The organism is Mesorhizobium kowhaii, from assembly GCF_003253745.1.
GTDB classification, from domain to species: Bacteria; Pseudomonadota; Alphaproteobacteria; order Rhizobiales; family Rhizobiaceae; genus Mesorhizobium; species Mesorhizobium kowhaii.
Map to the genome: position 1 here is coordinate 253493 of NZ_MZXV01000051.1, position 18261 is coordinate 271753.

Genomic DNA, 18261 nt, shown 5'->3' on the forward strand with positions numbered 1-18261 from the left:
GGTCTCCAAATCACGGTTCAAATGCTCTGAAGCACACGAAAGAGTTTTGTCACACGTGACGCAATAGGTTTATTCAGGGACGATATCAACGGCCTTCAGGCTAGCCAGCAACTCGGACACGGCTTCTGAAAGCGCCTTCCGATCATTCGAAATGTCAGGATCGATCTTCTTCAGATTAACCAGAAGTCGGGTAATGTGTTGCTTGTTCAAGGCCACGGGCAGCAGGATGATTCCCGCGTCGTAGCGGGCGCGCTCCTCTTGCTTCCGAATCCGGTCGGCCTCGCGCCGCTGATCGGCCGTTCTGGATTGGCCGCCGGTCATCGTGCCAGCCCTTTGCGCTTTAGGTTGCGCAGCAGAGCATCGGAAACCTTGCCTATCGGATTGCCTACATCCTCCCGAGATATAGAGGTGCCCACGGTTTCCGTACTATGGGTAGTGCCCACGGTTTCCGTACTATGAAACGGCTCTGAGCGGTGCGGTTTCCGTACTAATCCTTGGTACGGTTTCCGATACTGGACTTTTGTTTTTTCAGACGCCTTCCGCGCGGCAGAAGCGATAAGTTCCGCCTGCTCTTTCGTGTTGATTTTGCGCCAATCGTCGGTTGCCTCAGTCAGCCGTGTAGGCCGATATGTGAGGCGATAGACGCTCGGGCGCCTCCACTCTGCATTGCCGGCTCTGCCGCGCTCTGTGATCTCCACAAAGCCCAGCGCAACCACTTCACGGATTGCAGGGGCGATGGCCTGCCGATGCACGCCGTATTCTTCGAATTGGTCGAACGTCGTCGGCAGTTTGCCGTTGTCGTCGCCGCCGTGGCTGGCAAGCTCGATTTCAAGCCTGGACAAGATCCGATGGCCCGACAGTGACAAGGCTCGGTAGGCCGGTGAGCGTTGCATGTCGATCAGCCGCCAAGAGAACTGCCCGCCGATCTGGGTGCGCTTTCCGCGCCGTGCGCGGCCTTTGTCGTCGGCCATCACGCATGGCCTTTACGCTTGGGCTTCAACGCGCGGCGATGGGTTTGGACATGATGCAACCTGCAAAGCCAGATTACCGCCGCCGGTTTATCATACGAACTATGGTGCCCATCTACGTTGTCGGTTGTGCCGCAGACGCTACAAGGCTGGCGCTGGACTAGACCCCTGCGGATCGCGGCGGCAAGGCAGGAATGAGCCCAGACGGCCCATTGATTCCGAGCCTTCCAACGCGCCTGCGAAGTGTCTTTCGCTGGACGTTGGCGGGGTGTTTTGGTAATGCTGCTGCCATTGCTGTTCTGAATATCGTTCTCGCGAAGCTCGCCCTGGCCGGCGAGCTTTCGCTTTTCAGCCGCTCGCATTCGCGCCTCCCGCAATCTGATGCGATTGGCGAATAGCAATCACAACATCAGCCGAAGACAGGTCGAACATTTCGCGCATTGCCGGCAGCAGCGGCCTTGGCCTTGCCAGCGGTGGCGTTGTCGCCAGGAATCGAGCGCATTGGTTTATCCGCTCGTCGCCAACGTGATCGGTAGTTGCGGGGGAAGCAGCCATTATGCGGCCTCGCTTTCCGAGCGGGCGAGGGGACGCGAAGCCGTCCAGCAATCAATCTCTTCGTCTGACCAGACGCGAGTATTGGGGCCGAAATATCTTCCCGGCGGAAAGCCTTCGTCCTTGATCCAGTCGAGCAACGTCGGCCAATTGGTGACGATGCCGCGCGCCTTAAGGTCTTTGAAGCGGAGAAACGTAGTCATCGGGTGCCTCTTTGGTTGAGCGAGAGGCCACCCAGATACGTCGATCTTAGCGGAAAATAAAAAGCTTTAAGTCGCGCTTTGAGGCGCAATTAATTGGAAGTCTTCGAAGCGAAAGCGGTCTTCGCCAGCGGCCCTTGAACCGCTTACGGTGGTGTAACTTTCCTCAACCGCGTCCTGCGTCACCGATTGCGCGTATTTGTTTTTGCTCAGCAGTTGCATCGCTTCGCTCAGTAGGCCGTCCCTTGTCGGCCCGTTATCCTTGCTCTTGGGCGGCCGGCCCTTTTTGGCCGGTTCTGGCAGTTCATCAAGCCCGGCAAGAAATAGGCAGCTTCTTACGGCCGACCATCGGAGATAGTGCGCATAGTCCTTTACCATTCGGCTTTTAAGGCGGGCGTGAGGGCCTTTGACTCCCGGCATGGATTTGGTGTTGAAGTTGTCAATGATCAGGTTGAGAACCGCCAGTGATGCCCATTCAGGCAGCGGAATTTTCCATTCGGCGCACATGCCGACAGCGCTGAAAAGAACCGGAAGCAATCCGGTTTCTTCCCAGTGTTTTTTCCATCTGTTGAGGTAGCCGTCATAAAACTCTTGGTGGTTCATTGTGCTGCCTTCCTGATCGGCACCACGTTGGCGCTAGGGTCGTTCTTGATGATGGTATCGAGTAGGGCGCCCAGGCGTTCCAAAGCATCGCCCTTTTCGTCGCGGTAGGCGTGTCGGTCATAGATCCCTTCCACGCCGGCAATCACGTGGCCCATGACGCGCTCTGCAATGTCGGGTCGGACGCCAGCACGGGACATGAGAGAGCGGGCAGTGCGCCGCAGATCGTGAATAACCCACGGCTCTAACTTCGCCTGAGCTTCCTTCGCGCGCTTGTCGAAGTTGATTTTTGCCCGCGACATGCCGTTGAAATGGCCGTCGTCGCCGCGACCAGCGAAGACGTAGGGGTTTTTACCCATCCGGCTTTGGCTGCGGATGATTTCGAGGGCGAGGGCAGACAGCTTGAGGTCGCCGCCGGTTCCCTTCTCACGGTCGTCGCTCGGCACGTGCCAGACGCCATCAATGGACACGTCGTCCCATTTGATCGTCATCAGCTTTTCGCGGCGTTGAGCGGTCGCGAGGGCAAACCGCATCATTGCGCCGAAAGGGCCTTCCGAATGTTTCCAGATGGATCGGATTTCATCGTCGGTAAGGATGCGCTCGCGAGCCCGATCCTTCGGAACCGTGCGGCGCATTCCCCGGACGATCGGCGACACATAGTCATCGTTGCGAGCGGCAAACCAGTTGCAGACACCGCGGACGATCGCCAGCACCGAATCCGCCTGCCGGGCGCCGTTCTCGTCCTCGATCTTGTCGAGCAGGGCGGCAACGTCGCCGCGCCGGATCGAGACAAATTCCCGCTTGCCCCACTGGGGGATGACATACACGTCAAGGCAGCGGCGGATTTCATATTCTGAGAGCAAACCCTTGGCGACAACGTGGCGTTTGAGATAGCCGTCTGAAACGTCATTGAAGGTCACCGGAGCGGCCTTTTGCTCGACAGGTGGCAAACCCTGGCGGATGCGCTCAATGGCTTCCCTTGCCAGCGTGCGCGCCTTCTCAATGCCCATCTTGTCGGCGGCGCCGATGGTTGCCCAAACCTGTTTCCCGTTCGGGTCGCGCGCCACGGCAACGAATGATTTCGCCCCGGACGGCATCACCCGGACGTAGTGCCCGCGCAGCTCGGGATCGGGGGAAGTGTAGCGCGTTGCCTTGGGCTTCAGCGCCTCAACGCCTGTGTCGGAAAACTTGCGCCTGCGGGTCATAGGACTTCCTTCCGGCTAACGGCTGGCTAACAATCGGTGCCGATAAGGACAACTAAAGTCAGCTAAGCTGGATAGAAGTAGTATGCCTTTTCAGTAGGTTATGCAACGGTTGCGTTAGCCCGGTTTAGTCGGCCTTAGTGATGAGGGCCTGACTTTTAATCAGTAGGTCATGGGTTCGAATCCCATCGCGCTCACCAACAGTTCCGAGTCCGTGGCAGCAATCCTACAGTCGCCGACCGGTTTTGGCGTCGAATAGATGAGCGCAGGCGCGGTCGATCTCGATGCGCACCTGCTCGCTCTGCTTCAGCACAAGCCGCTCGCGGAAAAGGCAGGAGATCTCTTCGCCACCACAATCCACCTTGGCAAAGATTTCCGACCCCGTCGCTTCCAGAAGCGTGATCTTGCCTGGGATGCCTTGGGCAGTCGCACGGATATGTTCCGGGCGGATGCCGTAGACCAGGTCGCCCCCTGAAGCATGCGCCGGGTGGATGCCTTCCGGCAGAGGCAGCGTCAGTCCGCTGGTGCTGCGGAACACGCCTTCCTCGATACGGCCGGCAATGAAGTTCATGGCGGGCGAGCCGATGAAGCCGGCAACGAAGAGATTGGCCGGGTGGTCGTAAAGGTCGAGCGGCGCGCCGATCTGCTCTACAAGACCGTCGTGCAGCACGACGATCTTGTCGGCCATGGTCATGGCCTCGATCTGGTCATGCGTGACATAGATGGTGGTGGTGCCCAGCCGCTGGTGCAGCGCCTTGATCTCACCGCGCATCTGGACGCGCAATTTGGCGTCGAGATTGGACAGCGGTTCATCGAACAGAAAAACCTGCGGGTCGCGCACGATCGCACGGCCCATGGCGACGCGCTGGCGCTGGCCGCCGGAAAGCTGGCGCGGGTAGCGGTCAAGCAGCTTGTCCAGGCCGAGAATACCGGCGGCCCTGCCGACGCGGCTGGCGGTGTCGGCCGGATCGGCTTTCTTGATCTTCAGGGCAAAGCCCATATTGTCGGCCACCGTCATATGCGGATAGAGCGCGTAGTTCTGGAACACCATGGCGATGTTCCGGTCCCGTGCCCGCAGATTGTTGACGACGCGGTCGCCAATGGTGATTTTGCCGCCCGAGATCGTTTCAAGTCCGGCGATCATGCGCAGCAGCGTCGACTTTCCGCAGCCCGACGGGCCGACCAGGATGACGAACTCGCCATCGGCGATATCGACGCTGACGTCGTGAATGATCTTGGCGGCTCCGAAGGCTTTCTGCACGTTGTTGATTGTGACCGATGCCATTGGGTTTTCCTCGAAAAAAGTTTGATGTCGGACTGTGCCTCAGCCGCCCTTGACGGCGCCGGCGGTCAGTCCGGCGACGATCTGCCTTTGTGCGAACATGGTCAGAACCAGCACCGGCAACGTCACCACAAGTGCTGCGGCGGCGAGCGGCCCCCAGCTCACCTGCTCGTAGGAGAGCATGTTGTAGACGGCGACCGGCAGCGTTCTCGTCTCACGGCTGGCGAGCACCACGCCGAAGACAAAATTGTTCCATGAGAAGATGACGGACAGGATGAAGGCGACGACGATGCCCGGCTTGGCGATGGGCAACGCGACCAGCCGGAAAACCTGCCAGGAGCTGGCGCCATCGATGTTGGCCGCCTCTTCCAGTTCCATAGGCGTGGTCTCGAAATAGCCGATCATCACCCAGACCACGATTGGCACGGTCACCACCAGATGGATGATGATCTGCGGCCATAGCGTGCCGAGAATCCCGACCCATTGGAACAGCAGGAACAGCGGGATGAGATAGGAAAGCCCCGGTGTCATGCGGGCGATCATGATGACGACCGCCGACCGTTCGGCCTTGAGCCGTGCGATGCCATAGCCGGCCGGCACGCCGATCAGCAGCGCCAGCAGCGTCGCCGTGCCTGTCACCAGAACCGAATTCCAGAGATAGAGCAGGAAATTGTTCTCCTCGAACACCTTTGCATAGTTCGACCAGGCGAGGTGTTCGGGGATCAGGATCGGCGGATAGGCGCCGTTGTCGATCTCGAATTTCAGCGACAGCGAGATCATCCAGAGGAAGAACAGGATCGCCGGCGAGACAAAGACCAGAGCCGCGAAAAACAGCCCGATCTGGTTGAGCAGCCGTGAACTCATCTATTTGCCCTCCACGCCGATCCACTGGGAGCGCTGGCGCAACATCAGCAGGATGAAGGACAGGGCCACGATGACGATGAAGAAAACCACGGCCATGGCCGAGCCATAGCCGATGTCGTAGTAGGAGAAGGCGGTGTTGTAGAGGTAGATGTTGATCGTCTCCGAGGCCGTGCCTGGGCCGCCCTGGGTCATGGCGTAGATAATGTCGAAGCTCTTCAGCGCATCGATGGTGCGGATAATGACCGCGATCATCAGGAACGGTGCGATCATCGGCAGAGTGAGGTAGCGGAATTGCTGCCAGGCATTGGCGCCGTCGATTTCGGCGCTCTCGAACGGCTCGCGCGGCACGGACGCCAGGCCGCCCAGCACGATCAGCATCACCAGCGGCGTCCACTGCCACGTCTCGACCGCAACCAGCGAAGGGATGACTGTGTTGGCGTTGAAGATCCATTCCTGCGCCGGGATGCCGACCAGCGACAGAAGGTAGTTGAGCACGCCGAGCTGGGGATGGAACATCATCGTCCAGACCAGCGCTACGGCAACAGGCGTTGCCATCATTGGCATCACGAAGACGCCGCGCAACAGGCCGCGCAGCGGGAACCTGGCGTCGAAGATCAGGGCGGCGACGGTGCCGAGGATCATCGGCGCGGCAACCGAAAGGAAGGTGTAGGTCAAGGTATGGAAAAGCGATTCCCAGAAGCGTTGATCGACAGCCAGCCGCAGATAATTCTCCACCCCGGCAAAGCTTCGCGACTGGCCGAGCGTCCAGCGGTTGACGCTCATCCACAGCGTGAAGGCCCAGGGAAAGACGATCACGGCGCCGACGACGATGAGCGCCGGAATGACGAAGGGCCAATAGTTGGGAGCCAGCCGGATCGCCTGGCTCCCTTCGATGGCTTGCGTCGTCACCCCGGTGCGTTCTGGGGTGGTGGCGGACATCAGCCTTGCTCGCTCCTGTCGAGGACCGGCTGGAATTGTTCGGTGGCTTTCTTCAGCTCTTGTGCCGGATCAGCACCGGCGATCAGGTTGGTCAGCGCGACACCATAGATGTCACGGAACTCGGTGACCGGGATGATGACCGGCAGCGACAGCCGGCTGACATTGCCGGAGCCGACCACCGCATCGAGCCAGCTTGCCGGCATGATGACTCCTTCGCGCACCTTTGGATCTTCAAGCACCGATTTGCGGAACGGTACGCCGGCGCCTGCCTGCAGCAAGCGTGCGCCCATGGCCGGCGACACTGCCCACTGACAGAACAGATAGGCGGCCTCCTTCTTCTCGCTGGCGGCCGTCACGCCGATCCCGTCGCCAAAGGTGCCCGCGGCATGCGCCTTGGGCCCCTTGGGCATGACGCCGTAGCCGACCTTGCCGACCACCCGCGATTTTTCCGGATTTTCCATCGGCGGGGCAAAGCCCACGCCGTCGAACCACATGCCGATCTTGCCTTGCAGGAAGGCGGACTGCGCTTCGGCCCAGTTGAAGCCGGTGACGCCTGGAGGCGCGGACTTGGTCATCAGCCGTTGGTAGAGGCCGGCGGCCTCGATCGCCTCGGGCGATTCCGTGCGCAGCTTCCCCTGGCCGTCGAGTGGCGTCATGTCGTAGCCGAGCATGAGTGACGTCCACACCGGCGTGTTGGCGTTCTTGATGCCGCGGGCGACGAAACCGTAGGTGTTGGTCGAGGGGTCCGTCAGCGCTTCGGCGGCGGCCACCATCTGCTCGAACGTCTCGGGATATTTCAGGCCCTTGGCCTCGAACAACTCCTTGTTCCAGTAGAGGATCCAGTAATCGACCGAGAAAGGCAGCGAGCGCAGCACGCCCTTGCCGTCCTTGGCGAACAGCATGCCGGCATCGGCGAAATCGCTTTCGACCAGCCCCGGATCGGTCAGCGTGGGGTCGGCGAGATAGCCGGCGATGTCGGCCAGCCAGCCGCCCTTCTCGAACTGCCGCTTCTGGACGTGATAGCTCAGATGCACGACGTCGAAGCTCGGCTTGCCGGAGCTCAGCTCGATCACCGTCTTCTGGCGCTGCTGCTGTTCGGGCGTTGCCTCGGCATTGACCTTGATGCCTGTCAGCTCCTCGAACTCGGCGAGATATTTTATAAGGGTGTCGCTGCGCGGGCTTTTGACGAGATTGACATCGAGTGTCGTGCCGGCAAAGCGTTTCCAGTCGACACCGGCGGCAAAGCCCGGGCGAATGCCTGCAAGGCCGGCGGCGGCAAGTGCCGCGGTTCCCTGGAGGAGTTGCCTCCTGGTTGGGTTGAACAGATTGGACGACATTTCTTCCTCCCGGTTGCTGTCGTTGTGGATTGCACCGCGACCGCGGCGCGGCTCATGCTTCCTCAGATTTGCAGCGCCAGCCGGCGCGCCTTGTCGATATGCAGGCTGATCGCCTCGACCGCTTTCTGCGGCTCGCGGCTCTCCATGGCTTCGATGACCGCGAGGTGCTCGCGCATGACCGGCACGACGCGCCCGTCGATGCGGAAGCGCTCCTGATGGATCAGCCGGATCTTCACCGAGTTGACCAGATAGGCCTTGGCGATGATCTCGTTGCCCAGCGCATTGATGAAGGTGTCGTGCATCGCCCAGTCGATGTTCTGGGCCTTGGCTTCCATTTCGGGCGTCGGCGCCTGCGACAGGGCTTGCGCCAGCATCTCCTCATGTTCGCGCCGCAGCCGAGCAAGTTCGTCATCGGAAGCGCTGGCGGTGAACAGCGCCACCGCTTCGCGCTCCATGAACAGGCGGAACTGAAAAGCCTCGCGGATCAGGCTGATGTCGATATGGGCGATCTGCATGCCGCGCTGCGGGATCGTCGTCAGAAGTCCTTCGGCCTCGAGACGCGGCACGATTTCGCGAATGGCACCGAGCGGCAATCCGGTGAAGGCAACCAGTTCGCGTTGCGACACGAACTGGCCCGGCAGCAGGTCGCGGGCCAGCAAATGCCGCGTGAAGCTGGCATAGGCTTTTTCCCTAAGGGTGGTCGGTTCGCTGCCGTCTTCCATTTCAGCGCGCTTCCTTTGCCGGTCAGGCCGCTTCCGTCGCAAACAGCCGGTCATAGGCGGCCGCAAGCTGCTGTTGCCCCTGCGAAGCGATCGGCTCCAGCGGCGGACGGACCGCCAGCCAGCGCTCGTCGCCTGTCTTGCGCGCCACCATGACCTTCACCGCCGGCGTGACCGGATATTTGAGCAATTCGAGCACGAAGGTCTCGACGCGGGCATCGTCGCGTCCATCGGCCATGGCGCGAACCTCGCCCGTTGCGAAATTGGCCATGCCGGAGATTGCGCCTTGAGCGCCAATTCGCACCGCTCGTCCCAGATGCCGCTCGTCGCCGATCAGGATCACCAGATCACGATGAGCCCCGAGCAGTGCCGCGCTGTAGTCCCAATCTCCACCGGAATCCTTGACACCGGCGACCACGTCCGGAAAGGCCGTGCGCAACCGGCTGATCAGGCCAAGCGAGAGCTGCACCATCGTGACCGAGGGAATGTTGTAGAGGAGCACGCCACGGGCGAGGGGACCAAGCGCGGCAAAGACGGCGGAAAACCAGCCGAAAAGACCGTCTTCGCCGACATTCTTGAAGTAGCTCGGCGGCGCGAGGAGAATGTTGCGGGCGCCGTGTTGCAAGGCATGCCGGGCCTGTTCGGCGGCGTCTTCGGCTGCATCGACCAGCACGCCGGCAACAAGCTGATGCGGCAGAATCCCGGCGGCCAGCATGGCTTCGGTCACCGCCCGCCGCTCCACGGCACCCACCGAAGCGCCTTCGCCGGTGGTGCCGAAAAGCGTCACGCTACCGCATCCCTCGGCCAGACAACTCCTAGCCTGGGCGACCATGGGGGAGATGGCGATCTGCCCGGAGGCATCAAAAGGCGTGGTGAGGGCGGCTGAAAGGCCAAAGCGTGATGTCACCGGCAAGTCTCCGAAAAGAAGTTCGCAGGCAGTGATATCTCACTAACATGTCAGTTGTAAATCAGGCTGGCCAAATTTTTTCGATGAGGCGCTCGCACACCGCCCCTTAGCCGGATCTGCCTTTTCGAGCCCGCAGGAGCGTGTAGCCCGGCCCAAGAGCCGAGCGCGCAAAGTTGATTGGCGATGCGATTGCCGAGGGCGGCGGTTTGCAAGGCCGCTAGAACCTCAGAATCCCGTCCACCGCGATAGTGGTGAGTGGGTGATGAGTTTGAATCCCATCGCGCTCACCATCGTTTCACAATCAGCGCAGGTATTGGTCGAGATTTCGTGGCTAGGCCCTGGAATGCAGACGCCCGACTTTACGCGACACGTGATTTCGGTCGCTTTCCGACATGAGTTGCTGGGCCACCGGCTGCACATTTTCCCTGTAGGTGATGCATCTGTCGTAAAGTTTATTCGCCACGCGCTCTTTGCCGATTCGCTCCCACTCCGGCGTCCAGGGCGCATCCCAGTCAAAGTGCTGCGAGATGAGAAGTTCCCTGTCGAAGCACTGCGGATCCCGATTCAAAATCTGGCGGGCTTCGTCCGCCAATGGGGTGTAGGCTTTGACCGCAGCCATCTTTCTGGCGCGAGCAGCCGAATCCAGTTGGATTTCCACTTCGACAACCCCCGGCACGTTGGGAACCGCGGCGGAGCAAAGCTGCTTGCGCCCTGGCTTTGTGCTTTGCAGCAGCCTGTCGAGGGCATTGCCGAATGCATAGGCCAGATCATGCATAGGATTGTAGCCATCGACCGCGTCCGAGACGATTTGCACGTCCTGCATGTCAGACACATCGACGCTGATTCTCGACAGCACATCGGTAAAGACGCCACTATCCCCAGCCAACAGCGCTTTATACCAGGTTGCGTCCGGAATATCGCCAAATACTGCGCCTGCGGTTGCGCCAGTAGCTTCCACCACGTCGCGTGAATATTGGGTTCGGGAAGAGTGATGTCCGCCCGAACCATCCGTCAAAAGGTAGATTCGTGGTTTCCTGAGCTCAAGCCAGTGATGAATCCTAAGCTCATGCCCGGGATGTGCAAGGATCAGCACATGTTGCAACTTTTCGGGCAAAAAACGGCTCCAATCCGGGTTTCGGCATACATCCCCTTCTAGATTGCATCCAAGGCGACCAGGCACCAAAGAGGTTCCCCAACATCGAGTTGGCGCCGGTCATTTCTGTACAAACTTGTCTGGTCAATGCCTTCAAACTAAGAACGCTGCCTAGCATCTGTTTTCCTCGCCGCCAATGCGGAGGTTGTGAAACAGCTAAGGAGGCGGCATTTGCGGGTTCTCATTACCAATCTGTTCGTGTCGAATAACAGCGGTACCGAAGCCGTTGTCGAATTGCTGGCCGACGGGCTTCGCCGTGCCGGTCATCAAACCATGTTGCTGGCTCCAACCCTTGGCGATATGGCCGACAGAATGCGCCAACGCGGACACCATGTGGTGGATCGAATTGCGGAGATCGTCGAAAAGCCCGACATAATTCACGGTCAGCATTTGACGCCTTGCCTGACCGCGCTGGCGCGGTTTCCCGATGTGCCAGCGGTGTTTTCCTGCCACAGCGCTTCCCTCGAGGTCGAAGCCCCGATGCTTCATCCGCAGATACGCCGCTGGATCGCGGTCGACGAAGCGTGCAAGGCCAAATGCCTGTCGCGCGGTGTACCGGCGGACAAGTTGGACCTCATCTACAATGCGGTCGACCTTCAACGTTTCAAGCCCCGCCTGCCGCTGCCTTCAAGACCCGCAAGAGGGCTGCTGCTGACCAAGCATCTCGCACACCAGCAAGCGGTGCGCGAAGCCTGCTCGAAAAGCAACATTCACCTGGATGAGTTGGGTCCGGCAACGGGACGCTTTTCCTATCAACTCGAAAAGGATTTGCTCGAATACGACATCGTGTTTGCAACCGCGCGCATGGCCATTGAAGCCGCGGCGGTGGGGTGCTCGGTCGTCGTCTGCGACGCGCGTGGCTTCGCTGGCTTGCTGGATACGGCAAACATGGAGGCATGGCGGCGAATGAACCTCGGGGTTGGTCTTCTGACGAGGCCGACCACTGTCGAAAATCTGATGGAAGCGATCTCGCGGTTCGATGCCGACGATGCCGCGAAGGTTTCAGCCTATTTTCGCGAAGTGGCTGATGTCTCGCACTTCGTCGAAGAACATCTCAGGGTCTACAATCAGGCCATGCAGGCCGATACGGATGCGACCGCTGACGAACGCTCACTGGCCACCGCGTGCTGGATCGAAGAAGTCGGCGTTTCGTATGCGCCGCGCAGATGGGCCGCCGTCGTGAAGGAGATACATGGATGGCGGACTGCGCCAGACCAGACTGCGCTGGTGGAATTGCTGCGATCAAGCACAAAAACGCTGGAGAGCAATGCCGCGTCGTTGATGGAGCTTGGCGAGCAGGTCAAATCCATTGGACCTGACATTGCAAAAATTGGTTCGATCCTTGATGTCTCCGCTTCGCTCGACAGCGTGGCCCAGGACAGCCAGGCTAGATTGCATCGACTTGAAGAGCAGCTGTCTGGCCTTTCAAATTTCGTCAACGAGAGCAAACGCCTCTACAACGGCGTGGTCCCGCTGTTTGTAAGAAAAATGCTTCTTCGGGCACGCGGGCGAGTTTGAAGCTGATCGCTTCAGGATTGAGCGGGGCGACGCTGCCCTTCAGGAACCTTCGAACACCAGCGAAACATGTCCGCCGGCATGCCGCTCGAGCCGGCCGGCGAGGTCGAGTTCCAAGAGCACCATGAACACTTGAGCCGGATGCAGGCCGGTGTGGCGGATGATCTCGTCGACCGACACAGGCGTCGGGCCGAGCGCCTCGATGACGCGGGCGCGGTCGCTTTCGCCGGGCGGCGGTGTGGCCGAGAAATCGGGCGGGTCTTGAAACGGAGGCACATCCGGCGCTCGCATGCCGGTGAGTGGCGCAATCGCCCTGGAAATGTCCGAAGCTTCGGTGACCAGGGTGGCGCCGTCCTTGAGCAGGCCGTTGGTGCCGGCGGCGCGCGGATCGAGCGGTGAGCCCGGTACGGCGAAGACCAGCCGGCCCATTTCGCCGGCAAGCCTGGCGCTGATCAGTGATCCAGAGCGCTGCGCTGCCTCGACCACCACCAGTCCAAGGGCCGCGCCCGCGACGAGGCGGTTGCGGCGCGGAAAATCCTGGGCGCGCGGCTGCCAGCCGAACGGCATTTCCGAAATGACGGCGCCGCGCTCGGCAATTTCTTCGCACAGTCCTGCATTTTCGGGCGGATAGGGCAGGTCGAGCCCTCCGGCCAGCACACCGATCGTGCCGGTCGAGAGACTGCCCTGATGCGCCGCCGTGTCGATGCCGCGCGCCAGCCCCGAGACGATGCCATAGCCGTCGCGGCCAAGATCGGCAGCCAGCAAGCGCGCCATCTTGATGCCGGCCAGCGATGCGTTGCGCGCGCCGACAATGGCGACGCCCGGCAGCCGGAACACGGCGGCATTGCCCTTGACCGCCAACAGTGGCGGCGGATTGTCCATGCTGCGCAACAGCGGCGGATAGTCGGGTTCGCCGATGCCGACAAAGCGCGCGCCGGCCTTTCGCGCCGTCTCCAATTCGGCCTCGATTTCGGCAACGGAAGGGATGCGGGCAATGCGATTGGCGCCGCCCGAAATCATCAATTCCGGAAGGATCTCCAGCGCCACCTCGGCCGAACCGAAGCGATTGATCAGGTCGCGAAAGGAAGCGGGCCCGACATTCTGGGTGCGGATCAGCCGCAGCCAGCTCAGCCGCTGCCGGTCGCTGAGGCGCGGCCCGGCGGCGGGTTCGCTCACTCCTTGGCTCCGATCTTGCCCTCGGTGCCGGCAAGCAGGCGTGAAATGTTTTCCCTATGTTTGATGAAAACGATGATGCTCATCACCACGAACAGGGCGGCAATCTGCGGCGTGCTCAGGAAATACAGGGCGATCGGCACGACGATGGCCGCCGTCAGCGCTGCCAGCGAGGAGTATCGGAACAGGAAAGCCATCACCAGCCAGACGACGGCGAAGATCAGCGCCACCTGCCAGGCAAGGCCGATGAGCACGCCGAGATAGGTCGCGACGCCCTTGCCGCCCTTGAATCCCAGCCATGCCGGGAAGAGATGACCGAGAAAGGCGCCAAGGCCGGCCCAGAGCGCCAATTCGGGTGCGAAATGGCCAGATATCAGCACGGCGGCCGTGCCCTTCAGCGCGTCGAGCAGCAGCGTTGCCGCGGCAAGCCCCTTGTTGCCGGTGCGCAGAACATTGGTGGCGCCGATGTTGCCCGAGCCGATCTTGCGCACATCGCCAAGGCCGGCCGCGCGCGTGAGCAGCAGGCCGAACGGAATCGAACCCAGGAGATAGCCGAACACCAGCGCTGGGATGAGGCTGTAAGTCATTGTTTCCCCCGCATTTCCCCCAGATAGGCCGGATCAGGCGCGATGCGCGGTGGCCGGCTCACACCGAGAACACTGTGCGGCCCGCCACCAGCGTTTGCAAGACCTTGCCCTGCAGCCGCGCGCCTTCGAAACAGGTGTTTTTCGAACGCGAACGAATGCCGCTCTCGGCGACGATCCAGGGTTCGTCCAGATCGACCAGCGCAAGATCGGCAATCGCACCCGGCTTCAGCGTGCCGCCGGGCAGGCCGAACAGTCTTGCCGGCGCAGTCGACAGCGTCTCGATCAGCCTGAGCAACGGCACGTCGCCATTGTGGTAGAGCCGCAATGCCGCGCCCAGCAGGGTTTCGAGCCCGATTGCACCGGCTGCCGCATCGGCAAAGGGCAGGCGCTTGGTGTCGACATCCTGCGGATCATGTGAGGAGACGATGATGTCGATGGTACCGTCCCTGACCGCCTCGATCATCGCCAGCCGGTCTTCCTCGGCGCGCAATGGCGGCGTCAGACGGAAGAAGGTGCGGTATTCGCCGACATCGTTTTCATTGAGCGACAGATTGTGGATCGCGATGCCTGATGTCACGGTCGCGCCATCGGCTTTGGCGCGCGTCACGGCGTTTGCCGCCATCGCCGTCGAGATCTTCGCCGCATGGTACGAACCGCGCGTCAGTCGCGCCAGCGCAAGGTCGCGCTCCAGCGGGATGGATTCGGCTTCACGCGGAATGCCGGAAAGGCCGAGCCAGCTGGCGTACAGGCCCTCGTTCATGACGCCGGACGAAGCGAGGTCGGCGTCCTGCGTTTCATGCACGATGGTGGCGCCAAAGTCGCGCGCATAGGTCAGCGCGCGGCGCATCACCAGCGCGCTTGATATGGTGTGACGGCCATCGGTGAAGGCAACGGCGCCGGCTTCGCGCAGCAAGCCGAACTCGGTCATCTCGCGCCCGTCGAGGCCCTTGGTGATCGCCGCCGCCGGAAAGACGTTGACGCTTGCCGTGTCCTTGGCGGTGCGCAGCACGAATTCGACCAGCGCCACATTGTCGATCACCGGATCGGTATCGGGCATCATCACGATGGAGGTGACGCCGCCGGCCGCTGCCGCGACACTCGCCGAAGCGATGGTTTCGCGATGCTCGCCGCCCGGTTCGCCGATGAAGACGCGGCCGTCGACCAGGCCGGGAATGATCGCCTTGCCGGCGCAGTCGATGACGATAGCACCCTCGGGCGCGCCCTGGTTCAGCGCCGCCTTGCCGGCGGCGACGATCTTGCGGCCATCGACGATGACGGAGCCGACTTCGTCGATGCCGCGCGAGGGGTCGACGATGCGAGCGCGCTCAAAGACTGTTATGCTCATGCGCCGCGGCCCTCGTGGTTGCGCCGAGGGTCGAGCAGCGCTTCCATGACAGCCATGCGCACGGCGACGCCCATCTCGACCTGTTCCTGGATGACGCTCTGCGGACCGTCCGCGATTTCCGAGGCGATCTCGACGCCGCGGTTCATCGGGCCGGGATGCATCACCAGCGCGTCGTCCTTGGCCGCCTTCAGTTTTTCGGCATCGAGGCCGAAATAGCGGAAATATTCGCGCACCGAAGGCACGAAGGCACCTTCCATGCGCTCGCGCTGCAGGCGCAGCATCATCACCACGTCGGCGCCCTTGAGGCCCTCGGCCATCGAGCGGGTGACGATCACGCCCATCTTCTCAACGCCACTCGGCAACAATGTCGACGGGGCGACGACCCGCACCTGCGCGCCGAGCGCGTTGAGCAGCATGATGTTGGAGCGCGCCACGCGCGAGTGCAGGATGTCGCCGCAGATCGCCACGATCAGCTTCGACAGCGGTCCCTTGGCGCGGCGGATGGTCAGCGCGTCGAGCAGTGCCTGTGTCGGGTGTTCATGCGCGCCGTCGCCGGCATTGACCACCGAGCAGCCGACTTTCTGGGCAAGAAGTGCAGCCGCGCCCGCCGACTGGTGGCGGATAATCAAGATGTCGGGCCGCATGGCATTCAGCGTCATCGCCGTATCGATGAGCGTCTCGCCCTTTTTCACCGATGAGCTCGCCACCGACATGTTCATGACATCGGCGCCGAGCCGCTTTCCGGCGAGCTCGAACGACGATTGCGTACGGGTCGAGGCTTCGTAGAAGAGGTTGATCTGGGTGCGGCCGCGCAGCGTCGAGGTTTTCTTCTCGGACTGCCGCGAGATCGCGACGGCCCGATCCGCCCGGTCAAGCAGAAGCTCGATGTCGGCGGGGGAAAGATCGCGGATGCCCAGAAGATGGCGGTGAGGGTAGAGTGGCAGGGACGAAGCGTCGGTCATCTCAAGGCGCTGCTATAGGGTGGAGATTTTGCGGCTGCAAGCGCCAGCTTCGCATTGGAGCCGTTCTCCCCGGTATTTTCATCGCGCGCGTTGCATGGCTTGGGCTATATCTAGCCGATGGCCTCGGATTCGTGGCTTTCTGACGATAAGGGCCTTTCTACCGATAAAAGGATTGGGCGTGACCGACGACGTGACGAACCAGCCGCCGCCGCTGACAGGCGGCAACGCCTGGCGGGGCGATCCGTTGCTGATCCAGCTTGCGGAGCGCTTTTCCGATCCGGTGCGCAAGGACCTCGACGGGCTCGGCCGTTTCGTGCTGACGCAGGAGGCGCAGGAACTGGCCCGCCTCGCCAATGTCGAGACGCCGAAGCTCAGGACGCATGATCGCCAGGGACGGCGCATCGATGTGGTCGAGTTCCATCCCGCCTATCACGCCTTGATGCGCCGCTCGGTGGCCAATGGACTGCATTCCTCGGTGTGGGAAAACGGCGACCCCGAGATCGGCCGCCGCCATCAGGTCCGCGCTGCCCGGTTCTATCTGACGGCGGAGCTCGAGACTGGGCATCTGTGCCCCATCACCATGACCAACGCTTCGCTCGCGGCGTTGATGGCCAGCCCAAAACTGTTTCGTGAATGGGCACCGCGCGTGACGACGCGCAAATACGACCAGAGCCAGAAGCCACCGGTCGAAAAGACCGGGCTGACGGTCGGCATGGGCATGACCGAGAAGCAGGGCGGCACGGATGTGCGCGCCAATGTGACAAGGGCGGAACGCGCCGGCAGCGGGTTCTATCGCCTGACTGGGCACAAATGGTTCATGTCGGCGCCGATGTCGGATGCGTTCCTGGTGCTCGCACAGGCGCCGGAGGGACTGTCCTGCTTCCTGGTGCCGCGCGTGCTCGGCGACGGCTCGGGCAACGGCTTCCGCTTCCAGCGGCTGAAGGACAAGCTCGGCAACCGTTCCAATGCGTCTTCCGAAGTGGAGTTCGTCAACGCCATCGGCGAGATGGTCGGCGAACCGGGTGCGGGCGTGAAGACGATCATGGACATGGTGACCTTGACCCGGCTCGACTGTGCTGTCGCATCTTCGGCGATCATGCGCGCCGGCCTCGCCGAGGCTGTTCATCACGCCCGCCACCGACAGGTGTTCGGTTCAACTTTGATCGAGCAGCCGTTGATGCAGCGCGTGCTGGCCGACATGGCGCTCGATGTCGCCGCCGCCACCGCGCTGTCGTTCCGGTTGGCGCGATCCTTCGACGAGGCGGCGAGCGATCGCGGCGAGGCTGCATTCGCCCGCGCCATGACGCCGGTCGTCAAATACTGGGTCTGCAAGATCGCACCGCCGCTGCTCTACGAGGCGATGGAGTGCCTCGGCGGCAATGGCTATGTCGAGGAGGCGCCGCTCGCCCGCTATTATCGCGAGGCCCCGGTCAACGCGATCTGGGAAGGCTCCGGTAATGTCATGGCGCTCGACGTGCTGCGCGTGCTCGGCCGCGCGCCTGGTCTGTTCGAGGATGTGCTGGCCGGTATCGACCGTGACCTCGGCGCCGGCGGACGTGGCACGATCGGCGTGCTGAAGGCGGCGATGCAGGTTGCTGCGACCGACGACGGCTCGGCCCGGCTGCTTACCGAACAGCTGGCTCTATCGGCGGCGGCGGCGGAATTGCGCCGGCTGGGGGCAGGGCGGATCGCCGACGCCTTCGTCGAGACGCGATTGGCCGGCCAATGGCGCAACACCTATGGGATGCTCGATTCGCGCCACGACGCGCGCATGATCATCGACACGCTCTATCCGCCGGTGAATTAAACCGCGAGCATCGCATAAAAACCGGCGCCATCCATCATTTTGAGGTACCGGCGAGCCTCCTCACGCGTGTCATTGATCGCCGTTAACCTTAACAAATGGTTTCCGTTGCGGTGGCGGGCGGCAAAGCTCACTGTCGCGGCGAGAGCAAG

19 protein-coding genes are annotated in these 18261 nt (G+C 61.8%); 3 read left to right on the top strand and 16 right to left on the bottom strand.

Features of this window, described 5'->3' with window-relative positions; genetic code table 11:
• Nucleotides 1-69 precede the first annotated feature (69 nt).
• Together B5V02_RS23730 and B5V02_RS23735 are read right to left on the bottom strand one after the other, a co-directional pair.
• Nucleotides 70-321, bottom strand: coding sequence for a hypothetical protein (locus tag B5V02_RS23730; RefSeq protein ID WP_111546493.1), 252 nt, complete (start codon nucleotides 319-321; stop codon nucleotides 70-72).
• Nucleotides 318-971, bottom strand: a complete 654-nt coding sequence (locus B5V02_RS23735; RefSeq protein WP_111546494.1) for a hypothetical protein — start codon at nucleotides 969-971, stop codon at nucleotides 318-320. Before B5V02_RS23735 ends, B5V02_RS23730 begins: the two co-directional genes overlap by 4 nt.
• Nucleotides 972-1162: 191 nt before the next feature.
• On the opposite strand from B5V02_RS23735, the gene B5V02_RS40760 reads away from it, so the two are divergent.
• Nucleotides 1163-1366 carry a hypothetical protein gene (locus tag B5V02_RS40760; RefSeq protein WP_167458634.1) on the top strand — a complete coding sequence of 68 codons (204 nt, stop codon included), beginning with the start codon at nucleotides 1163-1165 and terminating at the stop codon, nucleotides 1364-1366.
• A 156-nt stretch (nucleotides 1367-1522) separates the two neighbouring features.
• On the opposite strand, the gene B5V02_RS23740 is transcribed toward B5V02_RS40760, so the two are convergent.
• The 10 genes from B5V02_RS23740 to B5V02_RS23785 all read right to left on the bottom strand — a co-directional run bounded on the left by B5V02_RS23740 (nucleotide 1523) and on the right by B5V02_RS23785 (nucleotide 10684).
• Nucleotides 1523-1723: an AlpA family phage regulatory protein gene (locus B5V02_RS23740; protein ID WP_111546495.1), complete on the bottom strand. Its 201-nt coding sequence runs from the start codon at nucleotides 1721-1723 to the stop codon at nucleotides 1523-1525.
• 66 nt (nucleotides 1724-1789) lie between these two features.
• A complete protein-coding gene (locus B5V02_RS23745; RefSeq protein WP_111546496.1) occupies nucleotides 1790-2323 on the bottom strand; it encodes a hypothetical protein in 534 nt (177 codons plus the stop codon).
• Nucleotides 2320-3525 (bottom strand): tyrosine-type recombinase/integrase, encoded by a 1206-nt coding sequence (locus B5V02_RS23750; protein ID WP_111546497.1) that lies wholly within the window; start codon nucleotides 3523-3525, stop codon nucleotides 2320-2322. The genes B5V02_RS23745 and B5V02_RS23750 overlap by 4 nt, the downstream gene beginning before the upstream one ends.
• A gap of 223 nt (nucleotides 3526-3748) precedes the next feature.
• Entirely contained in the window at nucleotides 3749-4807 is a 1059-nt protein-coding gene (locus B5V02_RS23755; protein ID WP_111546498.1) for an ABC transporter ATP-binding protein, read from the bottom strand.
• A 39-nt stretch (nucleotides 4808-4846) separates the two neighbouring features.
• Entirely contained in the window at nucleotides 4847-5668 is an 822-nt protein-coding gene (locus tag B5V02_RS23760; protein WP_056587473.1) for a carbohydrate ABC transporter permease, read from the bottom strand.
• Nucleotides 5669-6607 (bottom strand): carbohydrate ABC transporter permease, encoded by a 939-nt coding sequence (locus B5V02_RS23765; protein ID WP_111546499.1) that lies wholly within the window; start codon nucleotides 6605-6607, stop codon nucleotides 5669-5671.
• Nucleotides 6607-7944 carry an ABC transporter substrate-binding protein gene (locus B5V02_RS23770; protein WP_111546500.1) on the bottom strand — a complete coding sequence of 446 codons (1338 nt, stop codon included), beginning with the start codon at nucleotides 7942-7944 and terminating at the stop codon, nucleotides 6607-6609. Before B5V02_RS23770 ends, B5V02_RS23765 begins: the two co-directional genes overlap by 1 nt.
• 62 nt (nucleotides 7945-8006) lie before the next feature.
• On the bottom strand, nucleotides 8007-8666 hold the full coding sequence (locus tag B5V02_RS23775) for a GntR family transcriptional regulator (RefSeq protein WP_111546667.1): 660 nt from the start codon (nucleotides 8664-8666) through the stop codon (nucleotides 8007-8009).
• A gap of 22 nt (nucleotides 8667-8688) precedes the next feature.
• Nucleotides 8689-9570 (bottom strand): dihydrodipicolinate synthase family protein, encoded by an 882-nt coding sequence (locus B5V02_RS23780; RefSeq protein ID WP_111546668.1) that lies wholly within the window; start codon nucleotides 9568-9570, stop codon nucleotides 8689-8691.
• A 331-nt stretch (nucleotides 9571-9901) separates the two neighbouring features.
• Nucleotides 9902-10684 carry a hypothetical protein gene (locus B5V02_RS23785; RefSeq protein WP_245446130.1) on the bottom strand — a complete coding sequence of 261 codons (783 nt, stop codon included), beginning with the start codon at nucleotides 10682-10684 and terminating at the stop codon, nucleotides 9902-9904.
• Between the two features lie 210 nt (nucleotides 10685-10894).
• Here B5V02_RS23785 and B5V02_RS23790 point away from each other — a divergent pair, with 210 nt between their 5' ends.
• Nucleotides 10895-12241, top strand: a complete 1347-nt coding sequence (locus B5V02_RS23790; protein ID WP_111546501.1) for a glycosyltransferase — start codon at nucleotides 10895-10897, stop codon at nucleotides 12239-12241.
• A gap of 39 nt (nucleotides 12242-12280) precedes the next feature.
• On the opposite strand, the gene dprA is transcribed toward B5V02_RS23790, so the two are convergent.
• The 4 genes from dprA to B5V02_RS23810 are packed head-to-tail and all read right to left on the bottom strand — an operon-like array spanning nucleotide 12281 to nucleotide 16305.
• Nucleotides 12281-13414, bottom strand: a complete 1134-nt coding sequence (gene dprA / locus B5V02_RS23795) for a DNA-processing protein DprA (protein ID WP_111546502.1) — start codon at nucleotides 13412-13414, stop codon at nucleotides 12281-12283.
• The gene (gene plsY / locus B5V02_RS23800) at nucleotides 13411-13998 is read right to left on the bottom strand and encodes a glycerol-3-phosphate 1-O-acyltransferase PlsY (RefSeq protein WP_111546503.1); all 588 of its coding nucleotides are present in this window, start codon (nucleotides 13996-13998) and stop codon (nucleotides 13411-13413) included. The genes dprA and plsY overlap by 4 nt, the downstream gene beginning before the upstream one ends.
• Nucleotides 13999-14056: 58 nt before the next feature.
• Nucleotides 14057-15343: a dihydroorotase gene (locus B5V02_RS23805; protein ID WP_111546504.1), complete on the bottom strand. Its 1287-nt coding sequence runs from the start codon at nucleotides 15341-15343 to the stop codon at nucleotides 14057-14059.
• On the bottom strand, nucleotides 15340-16305 hold the full coding sequence (locus tag B5V02_RS23810; RefSeq protein ID WP_111546505.1) for an aspartate carbamoyltransferase catalytic subunit: 966 nt from the start codon (nucleotides 16303-16305) through the stop codon (nucleotides 15340-15342). The genes B5V02_RS23805 and B5V02_RS23810 overlap by 4 nt, the downstream gene beginning before the upstream one ends.
• Before the next feature lie 178 nt (nucleotides 16306-16483).
• Here B5V02_RS23810 and B5V02_RS23815 point away from each other — a divergent pair, with 178 nt between their 5' ends.
• On the top strand, nucleotides 16484-18112 hold the full coding sequence (locus tag B5V02_RS23815) for a DNA alkylation response protein (RefSeq protein ID WP_111546670.1): 1629 nt from the start codon (nucleotides 16484-16486) through the stop codon (nucleotides 18110-18112).
• Nucleotides 18113-18261 lie beyond the last annotated feature (149 nt).

Coding starts and splice junctions, on each gene's coding strand:
- B5V02_RS23730 (WP_111546493.1), bottom strand. CDS start 321: ATGACCGGCGGCCAATCCAGAACGGCCGATCAGCGGCGCGAGGCCGAC.
- B5V02_RS23735 (WP_111546494.1), bottom strand. CDS start 971: ATGGCCGACGACAAAGGCCGCGCACGGCGCGGAAAGCGCACCCAGATC.
- B5V02_RS40760 (WP_167458634.1), top strand. CDS start 1,163: ATGAGCCCAGACGGCCCATTGATTCCGAGCCTTCCAACGCGCCTGCGA.
- B5V02_RS23740 (WP_111546495.1), bottom strand. CDS start 1,723: ATGACTACGTTTCTCCGCTTCAAAGACCTTAAGGCGCGCGGCATCGTC.
- B5V02_RS23745 (WP_111546496.1), bottom strand. CDS start 2,323: ATGAACCACCAAGAGTTTTATGACGGCTACCTCAACAGATGGAAAAAA.
- B5V02_RS23750 (WP_111546497.1), bottom strand. CDS start 3,525: ATGACCCGCAGGCGCAAGTTTTCCGACACAGGCGTTGAGGCGCTGAAG.
- B5V02_RS23755 (WP_111546498.1), bottom strand. CDS start 4,807: ATGGCATCGGTCACAATCAACAACGTGCAGAAAGCCTTCGGAGCCGCC.
- B5V02_RS23760 (WP_056587473.1), bottom strand. CDS start 5,668: ATGAGTTCACGGCTGCTCAACCAGATCGGGCTGTTTTTCGCGGCTCTG.
- B5V02_RS23765 (WP_111546499.1), bottom strand. CDS start 6,607: ATGTCCGCCACCACCCCAGAACGCACCGGGGTGACGACGCAAGCCATC.
- B5V02_RS23770 (WP_111546500.1), bottom strand. CDS start 7,944: ATGTCGTCCAATCTGTTCAACCCAACCAGGAGGCAACTCCTCCAGGGA.
- B5V02_RS23775 (WP_111546667.1), bottom strand. CDS start 8,666: ATGGAAGACGGCAGCGAACCGACCACCCTTAGGGAAAAAGCCTATGCC.
- plsY (WP_111546503.1), bottom strand. CDS start 13,998: ATGACTTACAGCCTCATCCCAGCGCTGGTGTTCGGCTATCTCCTGGGT.
- B5V02_RS23805 (WP_111546504.1), bottom strand. CDS start 15,343: ATGAGCATAACAGTCTTTGAGCGCGCTCGCATCGTCGACCCCTCGCGC.
- B5V02_RS23810 (WP_111546505.1), bottom strand. CDS start 16,305: ATGACCGACGCTTCGTCCCTGCCACTCTACCCTCACCGCCATCTTCTG.